The following is a 19,253-nucleotide window of genomic DNA, read 5'->3' as shown; positions in this document are numbered from 1 at the left end:
GTTACCTGGGCGGGCGCGGGCAGAGGGCTCAGATCTGTTCCAGCATCCGCAGCCAGTTGCCATGGGCGAATTGCGCCAGCTCGTCAGGGTTGAAATCCTGCTGCAACAGGGCAGCCAGTTTGGGCAGATCCTGCGCCCCGGCCAGATCTTTGGGAATCACCGTGCCGTCGAAATCAGAGCCAAGGCCCAGGTGCCGGATGCCGATGCGCCGGGCGATGTAATCGACATGGCGGCGGATCAGATCCAGGGGCAGATCGGCGGTGCGGATGCCCTCGGGGTTCAGGAAGCCGCCGCCCAGATTGATGCCGACCAGCCCGTCACTGTCGCGGATCGCGTCCAGCTGGCGGTCGGTCAGATTGCGCGAATGCGGCGCGATGGCATGGGCGTTGGAATGGCTGGCGATCAGCGGCGCGCGGCTGAGGCGGGCCACATCCCAGAACCCCGCCTCATTCAGATGCGAGAGGTCGAAAAGCACCCCCAGCTCATTGCAGCTGCGCAAAAGATCGCGCCCTGCCGCCGTCAGCCCCGGCCCGATATCAGGCGTTGAGGGGAAGGCGAACGGCACCCCATGCGCGAAGATATTGGTCGAGCTCCAGACCGGGCCAAGCGAGCGCAGCCCTGCCGCATGCAGCACATAAAGCGCGTCAAGATCGGGGCCGATCATCTCGGCCCCCTCGATATGGGCGATGGCCGCGAAGGCACCGTCACGGATGGCGGCATCGACCTCGGCCCGGCTTTTGCACAGGCGCAGGGCATCGGGGGCGGCGCGGTCCAGGCGGATCAGCGTGGCCAGCATCTCATGGGTGTCGCGCAGCGCCCGGTCCTGGCCGACGCGGGGCGCGTTGGCGCTTTTGTCTGGCCGATCCGGGTCGGGCATGATGAAAATTGCGCAAAGCCCGCCCGCCAGCCCGCCCGCGCGGGCCTTTGGCAGGTCGATATGGCCCTGTGATTTCCCCTCTGGCGCGCCTTGCAAAAAGGCCGCGGGTTCATTGCCGCGGTGATCTTCCCACAGGCGCAAAAGCGTGTCGTTATGGCCGTCAAACCAGAAAAGCGCGGTGCTCATGGCTGGTCCTGTGCAGGGATGGGGGGGAATGGGGTGCCGCCGCGAATGGCCGCCTCGACCGCGCCGACCAGGGTTTCGAGGACCGAGCCTTCGACATTCGGCACCGCATCGGAATCGCCCGGGGCCAGGACGGCGGTGCGGATGATGCGGTCGGCAAAGACGGCGTCGAACAGCAGTTCGGGATAGCGCTCGGTCCGGGCGGTGGCGGGGATCTCGCCGCTTGCACGGGCGCGGGTGATCACGTCGCGCAACAGCCCGTGCCAGAATTGCGGCCCATTGTCATACCAGGCGCGGCCGATGGCGGGGTCGATGCGGGCACCCTCGACCACCAGGCGGAAGAAATCGGGGTGGCCCGGCTTGTCCAGCACCCGGGTCAGCCCTTCCAGGATCTGCATCAGCGCCGCGCACATGCCGATTTCGGGGCCGGGCACCGGCACATCCTGGACGAAATCCTCGCAAAGCCAGGCGACCACCTCGACCACCAGCCGGTGCTTGTCGCCGAAATGGCGGTAGAGCGTTGCCTTTGAGGCCCGCGCCTCGGTGGCAATCAGATCCATGCTGGTGCGGCTGATCCCGTCGCGCAGCAGGATGCGGGCGGCCTCTTGCAACAGCTCCTGGCGGCGCACGTCACCACGGCGGATCTTGCCTGTGGGAAGCGGCGTGACGGGGGCAGGGATCTGCATGGGGGCGCTCTTGTCTGGCATTGGGCTGGGCCGCTTATAGGGCAGGCGGGTCGGGAATGGAAACTGCAGGGCCGGGGCCGGCCCCCGGCAAGGGTGGCTCAGCGTTTGCGCCCCTGGGCGATCACCATCCCGGCGATGATCAGCAAGACGCCCGCCAGCCGCATCATCCCCGATCCGGGCAGCCCCCGGATCAGATCGATCACCACGCCCGAGACCATCTGCCCGGCGATCACCATCATCGCCGTTACGACCGCGCCCAGCCGCGCCACCAGCCAGCTGCCCGAGGCGATGAACACCACCCCCAGCGGCCCGCCGACCCAGGCCCAGAGCGGGATCGCGCCCACCCCCTCGGGCCAGAGGCTGAAGCCCGCCAGCCCCGCCAGCACCAGCGCCCCGAACCCCACCGCATGGTTCCAGAATGAGGCCATCAGCGCCGAAGTCGTCAGCGCCAGCCGCCCATTGACCGAGCGCGAGCTGCCAACCAGCACTCCGGCCAGCAGCGCGAAAAAGATCATCAGGCTCATGCTGCGCCCCCCCAGACGATCAGCAGGCAGCCCGCCAGGATCAGCCCGACGACCAGCGCGTCGCGGCCATCGGGGCGGCGCTTTGGCAGGCCGAACCAGCCGAAACGGTCGGCAAGCAGGCTATAGACCACCTGGCCCAGCAGCCCGAGCGCGATCATCCCCGAAAGTGCCAGCGGTGAATTGACCGCAACCGTGCCCAGGGCCACCGTCACCGCCCCCATCAGCCCGCCGCTGAACGCCCAGAGCGGCGCACCGCCCCGCCAGCTGCGCCGTGCCGCAGGCAGCGCCGCCAGCACGATCAGCGCCGCCAGCATGCCGCTGCCATGCGCCGCCAGCGAAGAGAAATGGCCATTGGTATGGGCGGTGACCGTCGCATTGCACAGGATCATCAGCGACAGCAGCGCCCCTGATCCAAAGGCGGCAAGCAGCAGGAAAGGCGAGGGTTTTTGCAGGCGGGCCTCGGGCATCATGATCTCGGAACGGGAAAGGGGCTGATCCGAGACTAGCCACAGTCACCGCCCTGATACAACCGGGCGTAAGGGCGCAGGCCGCGCCCGTTTCAGCCCACCCATATAGGGGCGACCAAAGGACGCAAGCGGGGCCGCGCCTGTACCAGTGCGGCCCCGTTCTGGCGGGCGGGTGTCAGTTCAGGCGCGTGTCAGCCGAATTCTGCTCCCAGTTCTGGCCCCAACTCTGGCCCCAATTCTGGCCCCAGCGGCACGATCCCCAGCGGGTTCAGCTTTTTGATCGAGTAGTAGCCGCGCTTGATATGCTCAATGCTGACCGTTTCACGTACGCCCGGCAGCGCCAGCACCCGCGCCATATAGGCCGACAGTGCCGGGTAATCGGCGATCCGGCGCAGGTTGGTCTTGAACAGCCCGAAATAGGCCACGTCAAAGCGCACCAGCGTCACGAACAGGCGGATGTCGGCCTCGGTGAAATCGGCCCCGGTCAGGAAGGGGCCTGCGGCGGACAGCTCGGCCTCCAGCTGGTCCAGCTCGGCAAAGACGCCGTGGAAGGCCTCTTCATAGGCCTCTTGCGTGGTGGCAAAGCCCGCGCGGTAGACGCCATTGTTCAGGCGCGGATAGATCCGCTCATTCAGGGCGTCGATGCGGGTGCGCAGGGCCTCGGGATAGAGGTCGGGGCCAGAGGCCAGGGTGCCAAAGCCCGTGTTGAACATCCGCACGATCTCGGCGGATTCGTTGTTGACGATGGTTCCCGTCTCACGGTCCCACAGCACGGGCACGGTGGCGCGGCCGCTGATTTGCGGATCGGCTTTGGTATAGATCTGGTGCATATATTCGGCACCATTGACCGGGTCGGGGGTGGCAAAGCGCCAGCCCTGGTCAGAGATTTCCGGCTCGACGATGGAAAGCGAGACCACCTCTTCGAGGCCTTTCAGCTTGCGGGCGATCAGCGTGCGGCTGGCCCAGGGGCAGATCAGCGCGACATAAAGGTGATAGCGCCCCGCCTCGGCGCGAAAGCCTGCGTCTCCGCTGGGGCCTGCGCTGCCATCGGGGGTGACCCAGCTGCGAAAGCCAGAGGTCTGGCGCACAAAGGCACCCTTGCCATCGACCGCCTGGACGGGCTGCCAGTCTTCGGTCCATTTGCCATTCACAAGCATCTCTGGTCTCCTGGGCGAAAGCGGATCGGACCCTGATCTCCAGTTGATCCGCCGTGTGTCTGGCACGGAATATCTGGCCGCCGGACCCGAATGGAAAGAGCGATCCGCACACAGGATCTGTTCGTGATTTCACCAATCGACCGCGAAGGCGCGCGACAGCCTGGTCTGAAATGGCGGCCAGAAGGCGGGGCCAGAAAAAAGGGGCGGCGCAGAAACATGCGTCTGAAAATGACAGCGCCCCCGCAAAGGGGGGCGCTGCCGGATCAGTGGTCAGGCTGGCTCAGTCGGCGCTGGCCTCGCCCAGGTTCAGCCCGGCAGGGGCCGCGTTCAGCGTGGTGATCGGACGCGCGGCGTCGATGGGTTCGCCGCCAAGCGCTGCATGCAGCTTTTCGGTATCCAGCGCCCCTTCCCAGCGGCTGACGACGATGGTGGCCACCGCATTGCCGATGAAATTGGTCAGCGAGCGGCATTCCGACATGAACCGATCCACGCCAAGGATGATCGCCATCCCCGCCACCGGCACCGAAGGCACCACCGAAAGCGTCGCCGCCAGGGTGATAAAGCCCGCGCCCGTCACGCCCGCCGCGCCCTTGGACGACAGCATCGCCACCAGCAACAAAAGGATCTGCTGCTGCAGCGTCAGGTCGATATTGGTGGCCTGGGCGATGAACAGCGCCGCCAGCGTCATATAGATATTGGTGCCATCCAGGTTGAAGGAATAGCCCGTCGGCACCACCAGCCCCACGACAGAGCGTTTGCAGCCCGCCTGCTCCATCTTCTCCATCAGCGAGGGCAGGGCAGATTCCGAGGAAGAGGTGCCCAGAACCAGCAGCAGCTCGGCCTTCAGATAGGCCATCAGGCGGAAGATCGAAAAGCCATTGGCCCGGCAGACGGCCCCCAGGATCACCACCACAAACAGAAATGCGGTCAGATAGAAGGTGCCCACCAGCAGCGCCAGGTTGATGATCGAGGCGATGCCATATTTGCCGATGGTAAAGGCAAAGGCCCCGAAAGCGCCGATCGGCGCGGCCTTCATCAGGATATCGACAACGCGAAAGACCGCCGCCCCCGCCGATTCAAACAGCGTGATCACCGGCCGCGCCTTTTCCCCGATCATGATCAGCGAAACGCCAAACAGGATCGCCACGAACAGCACCTGCAGGATATTGCCGTCGACAAAGGCCGAGGTCATCGTGTCGGGGATGATATCCATCACAAAGCCGGTCAGCGTGCTTTCATGGGCCTTTTCGGTATAGGTGGCCACTTTCGAGGCATCCAGCGTCGCCGGATCGACATTCATCCCCGCGCCGGGGCGCACCAGATTGGCCATGATCAGACCAACCACCAGCGCCAGCGTCGAGAAGAACAGGAAATAGGCGAAGGCCTTGCCCACCACAGATCCGACGCCGCGCAGGCTGGTCATGCCCGCGATCCCGGTGACGATTGTCAGGAAAATGACCGGGGTGATGATCATTTTAACCAGCTTGATGAAGCCATCTCCCAATGGTTTCATCGCCTCGCCGACCAGCGGCCAGAAATGGCCCAGCAGCGCGCCCGCCACGATGGCGACCAGCACCTGAAAGTAGAGATGGCGGTAGAAGGGGCGCTCCGCATGAGGCTGCGGCATCGTGGTGTCGGGTTGCATGATTCCTCCTCCAGGCAGGCAAGCGACAGATATGTGAAGGAAGTGATACAGGATCGTGCAGCGCCGCCTTGTCTTTCAGCACCTTGCGGCAATGTGTTGATTTCATAGGAAACAGGCCGGGAAGCGGGTGAAATTTTGTGTGGAAATTCGCACAATCTATGTTATGTAATGTGGAAACCCACACAAACGAAAGCGCCCGAGTGACAGGTTCTTCGCCCAAAGATGTCTTTGCCGGGGCGCGGGTGATACCGCAGTTGCGGGCGCGGGCGGCGTTCTGGGCGCTGGCGCTTGGCCTGATCCTGGCTGCGATGGCGGCTTTGGGCTGGCTGGCCCATAAGACCGCGACGGATCGGCTGACCGATGAGGCACAGGCGGGGGCGCAAGCCCGGGCGCAGATGCTGGAAAGCACGCTTGTGCAGCAACGCGCCGTGGTGGCGATCCTGTCGGATGATGATGCGGTGCGCCAGGCGCTGCTGGTCGGGGGCATCAGCGGGCATCAGGCGGTCTCGCGCAAGCTGGACCGTCTGCGCGCGGAAACCCATGGCGCGGTGATCTATCTGCTGGACCGCCAGGGGGTGGCGATTGCCGCCTCGAACTGGGACGAGCCGGCCTCTTTTGTCGGCAGCTCTTATGCCTGGCGCGGCTATTTCACCGGGGCGATGCGGCAGGGGGTGGCGCTGGAATTCGCGCTCGGCACAGTCAGCCAAAGGCCCGGGCTTTATCTCTCGCATGTGATCGCTGGCGCGGTCTCTGACGCGACGGGGGGCGGTGGCCGTGATGCGGCCCTGGGGGTTGTGGCGGTCAAGGTCGAGTTTGACGCACTGGAGAGCAGCTGGGCCGCCCGTCCGGAGCAGATTACCGATGAGCCCCCCGATCTGGCCCGCGATCTGGCCCCCGATATGACCCCCGATATGACCTCTGTGCAGACATGGGTCACCGATGAGACCGGGCAGGTGGTGATCTCGAACCGCCCCGGGGACCGTTTCGCGCCACCGCCACCCATCGGCGCTGACCGGCTGGTGGTGCGCCTGCCGCTGTCGCCGCCGGGCTGGCAGCTGATCCATGCGGTGCCGGCGGCAGGGGCAATGCAGGCGGCGCTTTCGGCGGCGGGCGGGATCGGGGCGCTTTTCTTCATGCTGGCTTTCGGGCTGGACCGCGTGCTGATGGCGCGCCGCAGGGCAAGCGCGCGGATCGAGGCACGGATTGCCGCCGATACCCGTCACCGCCACGAGCTGGAGGCCGCCGTCAGCGCCCGCACCCGCGATCTGCAGGATGAGATGGCCGAGCGCCGCCGCGCCGAGGCAAGGCTGGCGGGCATGCAGGCCGATCTGGTCCAGGCCAATAAGCTGGCGACGCTGGGCCAGGTGACGGCGGGCCTTGCGCATGAGGTGAACCAGCCGCTGGCCACCATTCGCCTGCTGGCCGAAAACGCGCTGGCGCTGATGCCCAAACGCGGCCCGGCAGAGATGCGCGACAATCTCTCTGCGATCGTGCGGATGAGCGATCGTATCGCCCAGATCACCACCGAACTGCGCAGCTTTGCCCGCAAAGCAACCGGAGAAACCCGCCCGGTGATCCTGCGCGAGGTGATCGAGGCCTCGGTCCTGCTGACCGCCAGCCGCCGCCGCGCCGAAGGGGCAGAGATCCTGATCGAAAACCCCGATCCCGATCTGCGCGTCGCGGTCGAGGCCGTCCGGCTGGAACAGGTGCTGGTCAATCTGATCCAGAACGCGCAAGAGGCGCTGTCTGGCCGCCCCGATCCGCAGATCACCATCACCGTGACGCTCGGGCCGGATCAGGTCGAGATCAGCGTCAGCGACAATGGGCCGGGCCTTGATCCCGGGGTGGCGGGCCAGCTTTTCACGCCCTTCCTGACCAGCAAGCCCGGCGGGTTGGGGCTGGGCCTGGTGATCGCCCAGGATATTTTGCGCGATTTCGGCGGCGATCTGCGGGCAGACCCGCCGATCAGCGGCCAGGGCGCGGTCTTTCGCCTGACCCTGCCCCTGCCCCTGCCAGAAGGGTCTTCAACATGAGCCGCAATCTGACTGCCCGCGCAGCCAACGCCGGGCCGGGCGCAGATCTGCCCCTGGTGCGGGTGATCGAGGATGACACCGATCTGCTGGCCGCCCAGACCCAGGCGCTGCGGCTTGCGGGCTTTCGGACAGAGCCCTTTGACAATGCCGCAAAGGCGCTGGAAGGACTGGGCCCCGATTATCCCGGCGTCATCCTCTCGGATGTGCGCATGCCCGGGATCGACGGCTTCGAGCTGCACCGCCGCATCCGCGCGATGGACCCGGATCTGCCGGTGATCCTTCTGACCGGGCATGGCGATGTGCCGATGGCGGTGGCCGCGCTGAAGGCGGGGGCCTGGGATTTCCTGACCAAGCCTGTCGGCTCGGATGTGTTGGCGGCGGCCCTGCGCCGGGCAGGCCAGGCGCGGCAGCTGACGCTGGAAAACCGCCAGCTGCGCGCCGCGCGGCCCCTTGATGACGAAGATGAGGGCGATCTGCGCCTTTCAGGCGACAGCGCTGCGATGACCCATCTGCGCCAGACCATCGCCCGGGTGGCCGAGGCGGGGGTGGATGCGCTGATCATCGGCCAGACCGGGGTTGGCAAAGAGGCGGTGGCGCGGGCGCTGCATGCCAAAGGCGCAAGGCGGGGCCGCGCCTTTGTGCATGTGGTTTGCGCGGCGCTGGATCCGGCCCGCTTTGACGCCGATTTCTTCGGTCAGGCCGCCAGCGCACCGCGCATCGGACGGGTGCCGGGCTATCTGGAAAAGGCCCATCGCGGCACGCTGTTTCTGGAAGGGATCGACATGCTGGCCGCCCCCTTGCAGGCGCGGCTGCTGGCGATCCTTGGCGCGGATGAGTTCACGCCCGCAGGTGGCACCGCGCCCCGGCCGCTGGATATGCGGGTGCTGACCGGCAGCGCGACCGAGCTGTCGGTGCTGGCGCAATCCGGCCCGCAATCCGGCCCCCAATCCGGGCAGGGATTTCGCGCCGATCTGCTTTACCGCCTGTCGGGGATCGTGATCGGGGTGCCGCCGCTGGCCGCGCGGCGCGAGGATGTGCCGCCGCTGTTCCGCCGCCTCTTGCTGCAGACCTGCCGCCGGCTCAATCTGGCGGTGCCGCCGCTCTCGTCGCAGATCACCGCGCGGCTTTCGGCGCATGACTGGCCCGGCAATCTGCGCGAGTTGCAGCAATTCGCCGAAGCCGTGGCCTTTGGCCTGACAACACTCGGGCCCCCTGCCCCCTGGGGCGCGGACGGCCAGGGGGGCAATCCGGATGGCGCCCCCCCAGAGGCGGGCCTGGCCGAACAGGTCGCCGCCTATGAGGCAGAGCTGATCCGCGCCGCTTTGCGCCGGGCTGGCGGCTCTGTCGCGGCGGCGCTGGTGCAGCTGCGGCTGCCGCGCAAGACGCTTTACGATAAAATGGCCCGCCATGGCATCAACCCGGCGCAATTCCGGCATTAAAGCCGTGCCTGGCCCCCAGTTCCGCGCATTCCGGGGCCTATCCCGGCCCCGGAATTGACTTTCGCCGCCTCTGCCCCGATAGCAGAGACGGGACCTCTGCGCCCCGGGCGCGGCACCAGGTGGCACAGGGCTGGCACCGGATGTGGCTGGGGGTGGTTGGGCATCATTTGCGGGGCAAACGCATGGAACTGGTCAATATCATCTGCGTCAAATGGGGCACCAAATACGGGCCGGACTATGTGAACAAGCTGCACAATATGGTGCAGCGCAATATGTCGCGCCCTTACCGTTTCGTCTGTTTCACCGATGATGCCACCGGCATCGCCCCCGGGATCGAAACCGATCCGCTGCCGAAAATCGGCATCCCCGAGTTTGACGCCGCCACCGGCTGGACGCGTCTGCACGGCTGGCTGAAGGCCACCGTCTTTGCCGCCCCCCTGCATGATCTGACCGGGCCGGTGCTGTTCCTTGATGTCGATATCGTCATCACCGGGCCGCTGGATGCCTTCTTCGATCCGCCCGGCGAATTCCTCGTGATCAAGGAATGGGACAAGCGCGATGAAACCGGCAATACCTCGGTCTTTCGCTTCACCGCGGGTGCGCATGCCGATCTGATCGCGCATCTGGCAGGAGGGCTGCAGTCCGCCCAGACCGATTACCGCAATGAGCAGGAATTCGTGACCTCCTATTTCTCGCGCCAGGGCAAGATGGACTATTGGCCGAAGGGCTGGTGCGTCAGCTTCAAGCGCCATTGCATGTATCGCGGGCTGATGGGCTTTTTCCGCCCCGCCCGCATCCCCGAGGGTGCAAAGGTCGTGGTCTTCCACGGCAAGCCCAACCCGCCTGACGCGATCATCGGGCGCTCTGGCAAATGGTATCGGCGCGTGCTGCCCGTCGCCTGGGTAGACGAGCTTTGGCGCTAAGGGGGCCCGGCCGGTGACACTGACCAAAAGCCAGGAAAAAGGCTGCGTCCTGTGGTATGACAGCACAGCCCTGCCCCAGGGCGAGCCGCGCCTTTTCGACCTGGCCTGGCTGCGCGAGAACGGCCATCTTGCGGGCAGTTCAACCGGGCGCAATCAGGCCTGGTTTCTGCGCTATAACGGGCTGGAGCTGGTCTGGCGGCACTTCTGGCGCGGCGGGCTGGTGGGGCGTGTAAACCGCGACCTATACCTGCGCCGCCCCGCCGCACAAAGCCGTGCGATGGAAGAGTTCATGCTGCTCGACTGGATGCGCGAACAGGGCCTGCCCGTGCCGCGCCCGATCATGGCCCGCTATCAGCCTGCGGGGCTTTTCTACCGCGCCGATCTGATCACCGAGCGCATCCCCCAAAGCCGCACCCTGGCCGAGGTTTTGCGTGATGCACCTTTGTCGGCGGCGGTTTGGGGGCAAATCGGGCAGGTGATTGCGCAGATGCATGTCGCAGGCGTCGATCACACCGATCTGAACTGCCGCAATATCCTGCTGGATGAGGCCGGGAAGGTCTGGCTGATCGATTTCGATAAATGCGCCCGCCGGAGGCCCGGTGGCTGGCAGGCAGAGAACCTCTCGCGCCTGCACCGCTCTTTGGTCAAGGAACAGGGCAAAGTGGCCGGGCTGCACTGGTCACCCCAGGACTGGCAGGCGCTGCAGGCGGGCTATGACGCTGAAGTATCCGCAGTAAGTGGCAAGCCGGAGCAGGCTGATGGCTACGGGAAAGTATGAAGCATGCTGAAAACTATTGCGAGCCTGTGGATCGGCAAAAGCCTTGGGCCGATTGAGCTGGCCTCGATCCGGTCTTTTCAGCGCCATGGCCATGAATTTACGTTGTTTTCCTATGATCCGATTGTCAATTGCCCGCCGGATGTAATCCAGGCCGATGCACGGACTGTGCTTGATCTGGGTCGTATCGTTTTGCATCGTCGGACCAAAAGTCCGGCCCTGCATTCGGATTTGTTCCGTTACGCCATGGTTGCAAAGACCGATTTCACCTGGGTCGATCTGGATGTCATTGCGCTAAGACCGTTCGACTTTCCCGATGATAATGTTTTCGGATATGAGGCGAAGGATTCTGCCGGTTCTGCGGTTCTGAAACTGCCCAAAGGATCAGCCGCCCTTGCAGCGCTATCGGCTTTTTCGGCCGAAACCAGGGGCATGCCGCCGCGGCTGGAGGGATTTAAGCGGTTTAAGTATCATGTGAAAAACATTCTGTCGGGTGGTTTGCCGATCGAAAGATGGCCCTGGGGCTCCATTGGTCCCGCTCTTTTCACCGCCGAGCTGAAGCGCAGCGAAGAGATTGCGCATATCAGGCCATTGAATACGTTCTATCCGGTTCCGATGTCAGGAATCCCGCTTTTCGCCGATCCCGGCAGCTATAGCGCCGCCGATGCGCCCCCCGAGGCCTATGCGGTGCATCTTTGGGGCAGCCATCTGACCCGCTATGTAAATGAAAAATACAACGGGGTTTTCCCGGCCGAAAGCTTCGTCAGCAAGGTGCTTCATGATGAATGGTGACATCCCCGTCTATTACATCAACCTCGACAGCTCGGATGAGCGCCGCGCCTCGATCGAGGCCGGGCTGAGTGCCGTCGGCATCACCTGGGCTGAACGTGTCCCCGCCTTTGACGGGCGCAAAATCGACCTTGTCACCGCCCAGGACTGCGATCTGAAAAAGGCGCATCGGTTCCTGGGGCGGCCACTTCGCGGGGCGGAATATGGCTGCTATCGCAGTCATCTTGAGTGTATCGACCGCTTTCTGGCCTCGGGTCAGCCCTATGGTATCGTGCTTGAGGATGACGCGCAGATCGCCCCCGATTTCGTCCCCGTGATCGACGAGGCGCTTCGCGCGCTTGAGGCCAAAGGCCAGCCCTGGGACATCGTTCATCTGGGGCCGAACAAGATGAAGATCTACACGCCGACCGATCACCTCTCGGGCGGCCATGATCTGGTGCGGGCGCATTATTTCCCGATGCTGACCACCGCGCTTTTGTGGACGCGTGAGGGGGCGCAGAATGTGCGCCAGAACCACTCGGTCGTGACGATGCCCATCGACACCCAGCTGCGCGAGATCATGGTCAAGCGCGGCTCTGGCTATGCGATCTGGCCGCCGATCACCAGCCAGACCGGGGTGGAAAGCGATATCGACGGCAATGGGGCCCTGCGCAAGGCAAACGGGCGCAGCTGGTATTATGGCTGGGCAAAACAACAGCGGTTGTGGCGCAACAAGATCATCGCCTGGTTCAAACAGCGTGCCTTTCGGCGTGGCAATTAACCCGGCCCTGACAGCAGGGGCGCGGCCGTGACCCCCCTTTTGCTGCGGCTTTGGCTGGGGTTTTCCTGGGCCTTTCCCTGCGCTCTGAGCCACCTTGCGGCGCGGGCGCACAGGCGTATGCAGGCCCCGCCCGACCGCCTGGGCGAGCGGTTCGGCAAGGCCAGCCTGCCACGCCCCGACCTGCAGGCGGAAGGACGGCTGATCTGGCTGCATGCGGCCTCGGTCGGTGAGGTGGTCTCAATCATCCCGCTGGCAGGGCTTTTGCTGGCGCAGCCCGGCCTGCGGGTTTTGATCACCACCACCAGTGCCACCGGCGCGACGGTGGTGGCCAACCGTATTCCAGGTGCGCTGCATCAGTTTGCGCCCATCGACACGCCTGCCGCCGTTACGGGCTTTCTCGATCACTGGCGCCCCGATGCGGCGCTGTTCGTCGAGGGCGATCTTTGGCCCCGGATGATGCAGACATTGGCCGTCCGCGGCATCCCGGCGGCGCTTGTGAACGCCCGGCCCTCAAAAACCCGCAGCCGCGCCCCGCGCAGCTTTGCCGTGCTTTTGCGCCCCATGCACCTGATCACCCTGCAGGAAGACAGCCTGCGCGATGAATTTTTGCGCCTGGGCGTCGCGCCGGGGATCTTGCATGCGCCGGGCAATCTGAAGGCCGATATCGCCGCGCCCGCAGTCGATCCGGCGCTGGTCCAGGCCTGGCAGCAGGCGGCCCGCCCGCGCTCGATCTGGGCCGCCGCCTCAACCCATGAGGGCGAAGAGGAAATCGTCCTCGACGCGCTTTCCGCGCTGGATCAGCCGGGGCTTTTGCTGCTGGCCCCGCGCCATCCGCCGCGGGCCGAAAGCGTCGCGGATCTGCTGAAACGTCGCGGGATTTCCTTTACCCGTCAAAGCCTTGGCCAGCAGCCTGACGCCAATACCGCTGTGCATCTGATCGACACGCTTGGCCTGATGGGCAGCGTCTATGCGGCCGCCGATCTGGCGCTGATCGGCGGCTCTTTGCGCCCCGGGCCTGGCGGCCATACCCCCTATGAGGCCGCCGCCGCAGGCTGCCCGATTCTGGCGGGCCCCTATCTGCGCAATGCCGCTGCCGCCTATCAGGCCCTTGGCGCGGCAGGGGCGATGCGCGAGGTCACCGATGCCGCCAGCCTTGCGCAGACGGTGGCGGGCCTGCTTGCCGATCCGGCCCTCTTGCACCATATGCAAAGCGCCGCCCGGGCCGAGCAAAGCCGCCATCAGGGGGCCAGCCAGCGCAGCCTTGCCCTTTTGCTGCCATTGCTGAACCTTAGGCCGGGACCGGAAAACTCTGAAACTGGCGCAATGGACGGGCCGGAATGAAATCGCCGATCAACAAATCCAGCGGTCACAGCCGCAACCGCCTTGAGACCGCGCTTGACTGGGTCACCGACCGGATCCTGCGGGCGGCGCTTTGGCTGATGCTGCGCTTTCCCTGGCGGCAGCGGCTGGCGATTGCGGCCTGGTTTTTGCGGCTGTTGTCGCGTTTCACCAACTGGCGCGGGCGCATCCGCGAGAACCTGAAGCTGATCATGCCCGACCTGCCAGAGGCCGAGATCCGCCGCCTGCAGCGCGAGGTGCCCGCCAGCTTTGGCCGCACCATGATCGAGCTTTACTCGCCCGAGGAATTCAGCCGCCGCATCGCTGCCGAGCCGCTGCAGGGCCCAGGCATCGCTGCCCTGGAAGAGGCGCATCGCCAGGGCCGCCCGGTCCTGCTGGTCACCGGCCATATCGGCAATTACGACGCCATGCGCGCCGCGCTGATCGCGCGGGGCTATCCGGTCGGCGGGCTTTACAAGCCGATGGTGAACCGCTTTTTCAACGATCACTACGTCTCAACCATCGAGCGGATCGGCGAGCCGCTTTTCCCCCGCAACCGCAATGGCATGGCCGAGATGCTGCGCTTTTTAAAAGGCGGCGGCATGCTGGGGGTGGTGCTGGATCAGCATATGTATTCGGGCGTGCCGCTTGATTTCATGGGGCACCAGGCGATGACCTCGCTGTCGGTGGCCGAGATGGCGCTGAAATACAACGCGCTGATCGTGCCGGCCTATGGCATTCGCCGCCCCGACCTGGGCTTTGACCTGATCACAGAGGCCCCGATCCCGGCGGGGGACCCGCTGGTCACCACCCAGGCCCTGAATGACAGCCTGGCGGCACAGGTGCGCAAACATCCCGATCAATGGATCTGGATGCATCGCCGCTGGCGCGTCGGGGCCGCTGCCGCCCCGGTCGCCGATCTTTCAGATGCCGACGACCTTTAAGGGCTGAGGGCCCTGCCCCCGATATGCGGCAAGGCCCGCTGATGCGGCTTAGCTGACGCTTTTGATCCCGCGCAGCCATTTCTTGACGCGGCGGAACAGGCTGTCGCGGCCCGGCGTGTTTGACCGATTGTCGCCGATATGGCGGCAGGCCTCGGGCAGAAGAAACGCCACATAGCGCCCTTTCGCCCGCAAAAACCGCGAGACATAGCGCTCTTTTTCGAATTGCGAAAAGCCGCCCAGCTCTTCCCAAAGCCGCTTTTCGGCCAGATGCGGGTTGAAGCTGAAGCCGTGCCATTGCGGATGCACCGCCTCCATCCGTTGCAGGGCGATGCCGTCGCGGGTCTCGTTTTGCACCAGCTTGCGATCAGCATCAGAGAGCGGAATATCACCGCTGGCCCGCAGACATACGACCGAGATCAGCGGATCCGTATGCAACAGCCGAACCGCATCTTCCAGAAAATCGGTGCGGGTAAAGCCCCAGTCGTCCTCGCAATGGAAGATATAGGGGGTTTTCACCTCGGCATACATCAGATCGACCGCGCCGTGATGGCCGAGGTGCCGCCCCGCATCAATCAGGCGGCCATGCGGGCACATCTCGCGGAAAACGGCATTGGTTTCCTCATCGCCGAAATCATTGATCGCCAGCACCGCCATGGGGGGCAGGCCTTTCAGGCTTTGCAGCGTCTGGCGCAGCAGATCGGGGCGGCGGCCCATGGTCAGGCAAAGCGTGATTTTATCTGCGATCATGGCTCACCGAAGGAATTTTTCCCTTACTATTCCCGGGCGGGATATGCGGCAAGATATTTCGCCGTCCCCCGCCCGGGCCTCGCCATCACTTGCCGAAAAGTGCAATCAGCCCATCGGCCAGGGCACCGCGCCAGATGACATAGTCATGCCCGCCCGCATATTCGCGCCAATGGGTTTCATAGCCTTTCAGGCGCAGCGTGTCGCGCAGGATGCGGGAAGTCTCAAGGATCCCCGCCGTGCCGTCGCGCCCGGTTTCAAACAGCCCCCCCGACAGGAACACCCGCAGGGGCAGCTTTTCACCGCCCGCGATCAGCGAGGCGACCCAGGGTGTGCCATCGGTGTCCACCCCCTCGGGCGCCCACCAGAAAGAGCCCGACATCGACAGCGCATTGCCAAAGGCATCGGGGCGCTGAATGGCGATCCGCGCCGCCCCCAGCCCGCCATAGCTGGCCCCCGCCAGCACCGTGCGGGCGGGATTGGCGCGGATCCCGGCGCGGGCCAGCACCTCTGGCAGCAGGTCATCGGCCAGAACATCGGCGAAAACCCTGTCTCCTGGCAGCTCGCGCGCGCGGGTTGCGCTGTCGATCGAGGGGATCATCACCGCAACCACCGGCGGCAGGCGGCCTGCGCGGGTCAGCCCATCCAGCAGCGCCGGGGCCTGCACATCGCTTTGCGCCCGCTCGCCATCGAAGAGAAACAGAAGGACCAGATCCGGGTCGGTGGGGTCCAGATCCTGCGGCTGGCTGATGGTGATCTCGCGGCTGTTGCCAAGGGCCGGGCTGTCGAAGGCGAAACGGCTGATCTGCGGGCTGGCATCAGGTGCGGGCGGCCAGCCTGGTTGCAGCGGCGCATCGGGCAGCGCGACACTGGCCTCCTGGCTGAAACGGTCCGGCGCGTCTGCGGGCCAGGGCGCTTTGTTCAGCGGATCGACCTGGGCGGTGGCGGAAAGCGCGCCGCGTCTGGCCCGCGCGGTGCCGGGGATATCGGGCACATCGGGGGCCAGCTGATACGACAGGCGCGTGCCCGGCGGCACCTCAAAGCTTTTGAACCAGATGTCAGATTCGCCCAGCCGCGCCAGCCATTCATGGTCATTCGAAGGGCCGCCGATCAGCCGCACATTGCGCGTGGCCCCGCGCCAGAGGAAGGTCATTATAGTCTTGCCCTCAACCGTCTCGATCAGGGGCGTGCCATTGGCGGTGATCTCTTGCCAGAAAGCCCCGGTCGTGCCGCCGGCGGCAAGCTCCGCCGCCATCTGCGCGATGCGCGGGCTCAGCCATTCCGGCGCGGGCGGGGTCTGCATCTGCAGGGCAAGCCGGGTCTCAAGCAGCAGCGTGACCGGGCCTTCGCCGCCAAGGCGCAGGATCAGCCCCTCGCTTTCGGAGACCAGCTGAAAGCGGATCTCGCCACTTGAACCTGCGCTGAGGCGGCGGAAATGGCGGCCATCGGGGAACAGCAGATCGGCGCTGACCGCCTGGCCCGCGCCGCTGATCCGGCCCGCCAGATAGTCGCCGGGGCTGGTTTCCAGCGCGAAATCGGCGCTTTGCGCCCCGATTTCCGTGCGCAACGCCTGGCCGGGCTGCAGTTGCGTCAGATCGGCGCGGGCCAGATCCGGCGCGGCCAGCAAAGCCGTCACTGAAAACGCCAGCAGACCCATACGGATATGGCCGGCACACAGATGCAGAAAATCCCGGACCACGGCCCGGGAGATCTGTCTGGCGGCAGTTTGAGGGGCCACCAGGCCCCCCGTCATGCGATCAGATGCTTTTACCATTGGTAGTCCAGGGCCAGGGTGACGTTGCGCTCATTGCCGACGAAGCAGGCAAAGCGGCTGGCGCAAGAGGCGGTATAGAACTCATCCGTCAGGTTGGTCACGTTCAGCTGGGCGCGCATCCCGTCATAGCGGCTGTCGAAGCGGCCCAGATCATAGCCCACCGCCAGATCGACCAGGGTCACCGCCGGGGCGTTCCACTGATTGGTGCGGTCAAAGCTGGTGCCCATGTAACGCAGGCCAAGCGCCAGATCCCAGCCGCTTTCAAAGCTGTATTTGCCCCAAAGCGCCGCCTGATGCATCGGCACGCGGTCATTGTGCAGCCCGACCTCTGCGGCATTGTTCGACTTCGAGATGCGCGAGTCGTTATAGCTGTAAGAGCCGATCATCGAGAAGGCCTCGGTCACCTGGCCCTGCACCTCAAGCTCGACGCCACGGCTGCGGATCTCGCCGACCTGCTCATAGCGGGCGGGCGAGGTGCCGGGCACCGATTTCATCACATTGGTCTGGCGCAGGTCATAGACCGACAGCGTCGCCGTCAGGCTGTCATCGCTGTTGGCCCATTTCACGCCAACCTCTAGCTGCTTGCCCTCGGTCGGATCAAAGGCGGATTCCCCGGCCTGCGGCACCTGATTGACCGGCTCGAAAGAGGTCGAATAGCTGGCATAGGTCGCAAAGCCATTGCCCCAGTCGTAAAGCGCGCCCAGGCGGCCCGAAAGCGCCTCTGAATCGATATGGGTGCGATTGCCGCTGATGTTGTTTTGCGAGACGCTGGTCGCCCAGTCATAGCGCAGCCCGGCCTGCACGTTCAGCCCGTTCCAGGCGATCTGATCCTGCAGATAAAGCCCATGCTGGCGGGTATGGCTGGTGCTGTCATTGGTATTGCGCGGTGCGCCGATGGTGCCGATGGTGCTGGCGCCCGGATTGGTCCAGTCGATCGGATTGACCGCCGCCCCCGAGGTCCCGGACGAACGGCCCCTGGTATATTGCACATCAAAGCCCGCAAGCAGCGTATGCTCGGCCGCCCCGGTCCGGAACTTCAGCTCTGCCTGATTGTCGAGCGTGGCCTGACGGGTCTCGGAATAGCTTTCCGTCACGCTGCGCGAGATGGTGCGCTCATCGGCGGCCAGGCTGCCCCAGACCAGCGTGCGCTGCGTCCAGTCGCCCTGCGAGATCCGGCCCTTGCTGCGCAGCGTCAGGGTCTCGCTGAGTTTATGTTCGAAATCGAAGCCCAGCGAATGGGCAGTGCGGCTGGAGCGTTCAAAATCGGCCTGACCCACCAGGAAATCGGCGGGGATATAGCCATAGGTGGTGGGGACCACAGTGCCCAGATATTCGCGGAAATTGCGGTAACCGGCATCGGGCTCGCGCTGATACATCGCAAAGACGGTCAGGCTGGTGGCATCATCGGGGGTCCAGCGGACCGAGGGGGCCAGCATCAGGCGGCGCGTCTGCAGGCCTTTTTCCTGGGTATCGGCCTGGGCGGCATTGCCGACAAAACGCCAGGCCAGATCGGTGCCCTCGATCTGGCGGGCAAAGTCGAAACGGGCCTCGGCGCGGCTATGCGATCCGGTCGACATGCCGATGTGGTTGATGGTGCGGCCATCGGCCTTTTTGGTGGTGGAATCGATCAGCCCGCCGGGGCTGGCCTGACCATAAAGCACCGAGGCCGGGCCCTTGACCGCTGCCACGCTTTCCAGCGCCCAGGCGTCGATCTGCTGGCCAGAGCCGCCAAAAGCCAGCCCGTCCACATAGCGCGGCGCATAGCCAAAGCCGCGCATATAGACCTCATCGCTGATGTTCGAGGCGCCGCGATATTCCGCCGAGACGCCCGGCGTATAGCGCAGCGCCTGGGCCACCGATTTCGCGCCCTGATCGGCGATCTGCGCCTCTGTCACCACCGAGACCGAGGCCGGGGTTTCCTCAAGCGGGGTGTCTGTCTTGGTGCCCGCACGCGATTTGCCGGCCACATAGCCTTTGGTGCCATCCAGATGGATCGTGCCCAGGCTCTTGCTGTCCTGGGCCGCGCCCTCGCCGGTGGTCTGCGCCTGTGCCAGCGGGGCCAGCACCATCCAGGCGCTGGTCGCCAGCAACAGCCCCTGCGTCATTTTTCCTGCCATGATCCATCCTTTCACAACCCCGGCAAAAGGCCGCCTGACGGCTGTCAGACCGGATTGCCGAGTTCTTGAGTATTTTGG

At 65.0% G+C, this 19,253-nt stretch carries 17 protein-coding genes; 8 read left to right on the top strand and 9 right to left on the bottom strand.

The features are described from left to right. Positions 1-28: 28 nt before the first annotated feature. From HOY34_RS06325 to HOY34_RS06300, 6 genes are all read right to left on the bottom strand, one after another. The gene (locus tag HOY34_RS06325) at positions 29-1,063 is read right to left on the bottom strand and encodes a dipeptidase (RefSeq protein ID WP_172360970.1); all 1,035 of its coding nucleotides are present in this window, start codon (positions 1,061-1,063) and stop codon (positions 29-31) included. Beyond that, positions 1,060-1,746 carry a TetR/AcrR family transcriptional regulator gene (locus HOY34_RS06320; protein ID WP_172360968.1) on the bottom strand — a complete coding sequence of 229 codons (687 nt, stop codon included), beginning with the start codon at positions 1,744-1,746 and terminating at the stop codon, positions 1,060-1,062. The genes HOY34_RS06325 and HOY34_RS06320 overlap by 4 nt, the downstream gene beginning before the upstream one ends. Positions 1,747-1,844: 98 nt before the next feature. Continuing rightward, positions 1,845-2,270 carry a DMT family transporter gene (locus tag HOY34_RS06315; protein WP_172360966.1) on the bottom strand — a complete coding sequence of 142 codons (426 nt, stop codon included), beginning with the start codon at positions 2,268-2,270 and terminating at the stop codon, positions 1,845-1,847. Then, positions 2,267-2,737 carry a DMT family transporter gene (locus HOY34_RS06310; RefSeq protein WP_172360964.1) on the bottom strand — a complete coding sequence of 157 codons (471 nt, stop codon included), beginning with the start codon at positions 2,735-2,737 and terminating at the stop codon, positions 2,267-2,269. The genes HOY34_RS06315 and HOY34_RS06310 overlap by 4 nt, the downstream gene beginning before the upstream one ends. Positions 2,738-2,928: 191 nt before the next feature. Next, complete coding sequence (locus HOY34_RS06305) at positions 2,929-3,894, bottom strand: glutathione S-transferase family protein (protein ID WP_172360962.1); 966 nt, start codon at positions 3,892-3,894, stop codon at positions 2,929-2,931. Positions 3,895-4,174: 280 nt separating this feature from the next. After that, on the bottom strand, positions 4,175-5,539 hold the full coding sequence (locus HOY34_RS06300; protein ID WP_172360960.1) for a dicarboxylate/amino acid:cation symporter: 1,365 nt from the start codon (positions 5,537-5,539) through the stop codon (positions 4,175-4,177). Positions 5,540-5,739: 200 nt separating this feature from the next. Between HOY34_RS06300 and HOY34_RS06295 the strand changes: the two genes are divergently transcribed. The 8 genes from HOY34_RS06295 to HOY34_RS06260 all read left to right on the top strand — a co-directional run bounded on the left by HOY34_RS06295 (position 5,740) and on the right by HOY34_RS06260 (position 14,540). After that, positions 5,740-7,572, top strand: a complete 1,833-nt coding sequence (locus HOY34_RS06295; RefSeq protein ID WP_366926923.1) for a sensor histidine kinase — start codon at positions 5,740-5,742, stop codon at positions 7,570-7,572. Further along, complete coding sequence (locus HOY34_RS06290; RefSeq protein ID WP_172360956.1) at positions 7,569-9,011, top strand: sigma-54-dependent transcriptional regulator; 1,443 nt, start codon at positions 7,569-7,571, stop codon at positions 9,009-9,011. Before HOY34_RS06295 ends, HOY34_RS06290 begins: the two co-directional genes overlap by 4 nt. 182 nt (positions 9,012-9,193) lie before the next feature. After that, positions 9,194-9,934: a glycosyltransferase gene (locus HOY34_RS06285; protein WP_172360954.1), complete on the top strand. Its 741-nt coding sequence runs from the start codon at positions 9,194-9,196 to the stop codon at positions 9,932-9,934. Between the two features lie 13 nt (positions 9,935-9,947). Further along, on the top strand, positions 9,948-10,712 hold the full coding sequence (locus tag HOY34_RS06280; protein WP_172360952.1) for a 3-deoxy-D-manno-octulosonic acid kinase: 765 nt from the start codon (positions 9,948-9,950) through the stop codon (positions 10,710-10,712). 3 nt (positions 10,713-10,715) lie between these two features. Next, positions 10,716-11,501 (top strand): hypothetical protein, encoded by a 786-nt coding sequence (locus tag HOY34_RS06275; RefSeq protein ID WP_172360950.1) that lies wholly within the window; start codon positions 10,716-10,718, stop codon positions 11,499-11,501. Then, positions 11,488-12,258 (top strand): glycosyltransferase family 25 protein, encoded by a 771-nt coding sequence (locus HOY34_RS06270; RefSeq protein WP_172360948.1) that lies wholly within the window; start codon positions 11,488-11,490, stop codon positions 12,256-12,258. The genes HOY34_RS06275 and HOY34_RS06270 overlap by 14 nt, the downstream gene beginning before the upstream one ends. Positions 12,259-12,285: 27 nt before the next feature. Further along, a complete protein-coding gene (locus HOY34_RS06265) occupies positions 12,286-13,599 on the top strand; it encodes a 3-deoxy-D-manno-octulosonic acid transferase (RefSeq protein WP_172360946.1) in 1,314 nt (437 codons plus the stop codon). After that, a complete protein-coding gene (locus HOY34_RS06260) occupies positions 13,596-14,540 on the top strand; it encodes a lysophospholipid acyltransferase family protein (RefSeq protein ID WP_172360944.1) in 945 nt (314 codons plus the stop codon). The genes HOY34_RS06265 and HOY34_RS06260 overlap by 4 nt, the downstream gene beginning before the upstream one ends. 48 nt (positions 14,541-14,588) lie before the next feature. Here HOY34_RS06260 and HOY34_RS06255 read toward each other — a convergent pair whose 3' ends face one another. From HOY34_RS06255 to HOY34_RS06245, 3 genes are all read right to left on the bottom strand, one after another. After that, entirely contained in the window at positions 14,589-15,287 is a 699-nt protein-coding gene (locus HOY34_RS06255) for a glycosyltransferase (protein ID WP_172360942.1), read from the bottom strand. An 85-nt stretch (positions 15,288-15,372) separates the two neighbouring features. Further along, positions 15,373-16,983, bottom strand: coding sequence for an alpha/beta hydrolase-fold protein (locus tag HOY34_RS06250; protein ID WP_172360940.1), 1,611 nt, complete (start codon positions 16,981-16,983; stop codon positions 15,373-15,375). A 68-nt stretch (positions 16,984-17,051) separates the two neighbouring features. Beyond that, entirely contained in the window at positions 17,052-19,175 is a 2,124-nt protein-coding gene (locus HOY34_RS06245) for a TonB-dependent siderophore receptor (protein ID WP_172360938.1), read from the bottom strand. Between the last annotated feature and the right edge of the window lie 78 nt (positions 19,176-19,253).

It is taken from the genome of Pseudogemmobacter hezensis (assembly GCF_013155295.1).
Lineage (GTDB): Bacteria > Pseudomonadota > Alphaproteobacteria > Rhodobacterales > Rhodobacteraceae > Pseudogemmobacter > Pseudogemmobacter hezensis.
The sequence above is the reverse complement of the archived record's forward strand: the minus strand, read 5'-3'. Positions and strand labels throughout refer to the sequence as shown.

Coding starts and splice junctions, on each gene's coding strand:
- HOY34_RS06325 (WP_172360970.1), bottom strand. CDS start 1,063: ATGAGCACCGCGCTTTTCTGGTTTGACGGCCATAACGACACGCTTTTG.
- HOY34_RS06320 (WP_172360968.1), bottom strand. CDS start 1,746: ATGCAGATCCCTGCCCCCGTCACGCCGCTTCCCACAGGCAAGATCCGC.
- HOY34_RS06315 (WP_172360966.1), bottom strand. CDS start 2,270: ATGAGCCTGATGATCTTTTTCGCGCTGCTGGCCGGAGTGCTGGTTGGC.
- HOY34_RS06310 (WP_172360964.1), bottom strand. CDS start 2,737: ATGCCCGAGGCCCGCCTGCAAAAACCCTCGCCTTTCCTGCTGCTTGCC.
- HOY34_RS06305 (WP_172360962.1), bottom strand. CDS start 3,894: ATGCTTGTGAATGGCAAATGGACCGAAGACTGGCAGCCCGTCCAGGCG.
- HOY34_RS06300 (WP_172360960.1), bottom strand. CDS start 5,539: ATGCAACCCGACACCACGATGCCGCAGCCTCATGCGGAGCGCCCCTTC.
- HOY34_RS06290 (WP_172360956.1), top strand. CDS start 7,569: ATGAGCCGCAATCTGACTGCCCGCGCAGCCAACGCCGGGCCGGGCGCA.
- HOY34_RS06285 (WP_172360954.1), top strand. CDS start 9,194: ATGGAACTGGTCAATATCATCTGCGTCAAATGGGGCACCAAATACGGG.
- HOY34_RS06275 (WP_172360950.1), top strand. CDS start 10,716: ATGCTGAAAACTATTGCGAGCCTGTGGATCGGCAAAAGCCTTGGGCCG.
- HOY34_RS06270 (WP_172360948.1), top strand. CDS start 11,488: ATGATGAATGGTGACATCCCCGTCTATTACATCAACCTCGACAGCTCG.
- HOY34_RS06260 (WP_172360944.1), top strand. CDS start 13,596: ATGAAATCGCCGATCAACAAATCCAGCGGTCACAGCCGCAACCGCCTT.
- HOY34_RS06255 (WP_172360942.1), bottom strand. CDS start 15,287: ATGATCGCAGATAAAATCACGCTTTGCCTGACCATGGGCCGCCGCCCC.
- HOY34_RS06245 (WP_172360938.1), bottom strand. CDS start 19,175: ATGGCAGGAAAAATGACGCAGGGGCTGTTGCTGGCGACCAGCGCCTGG.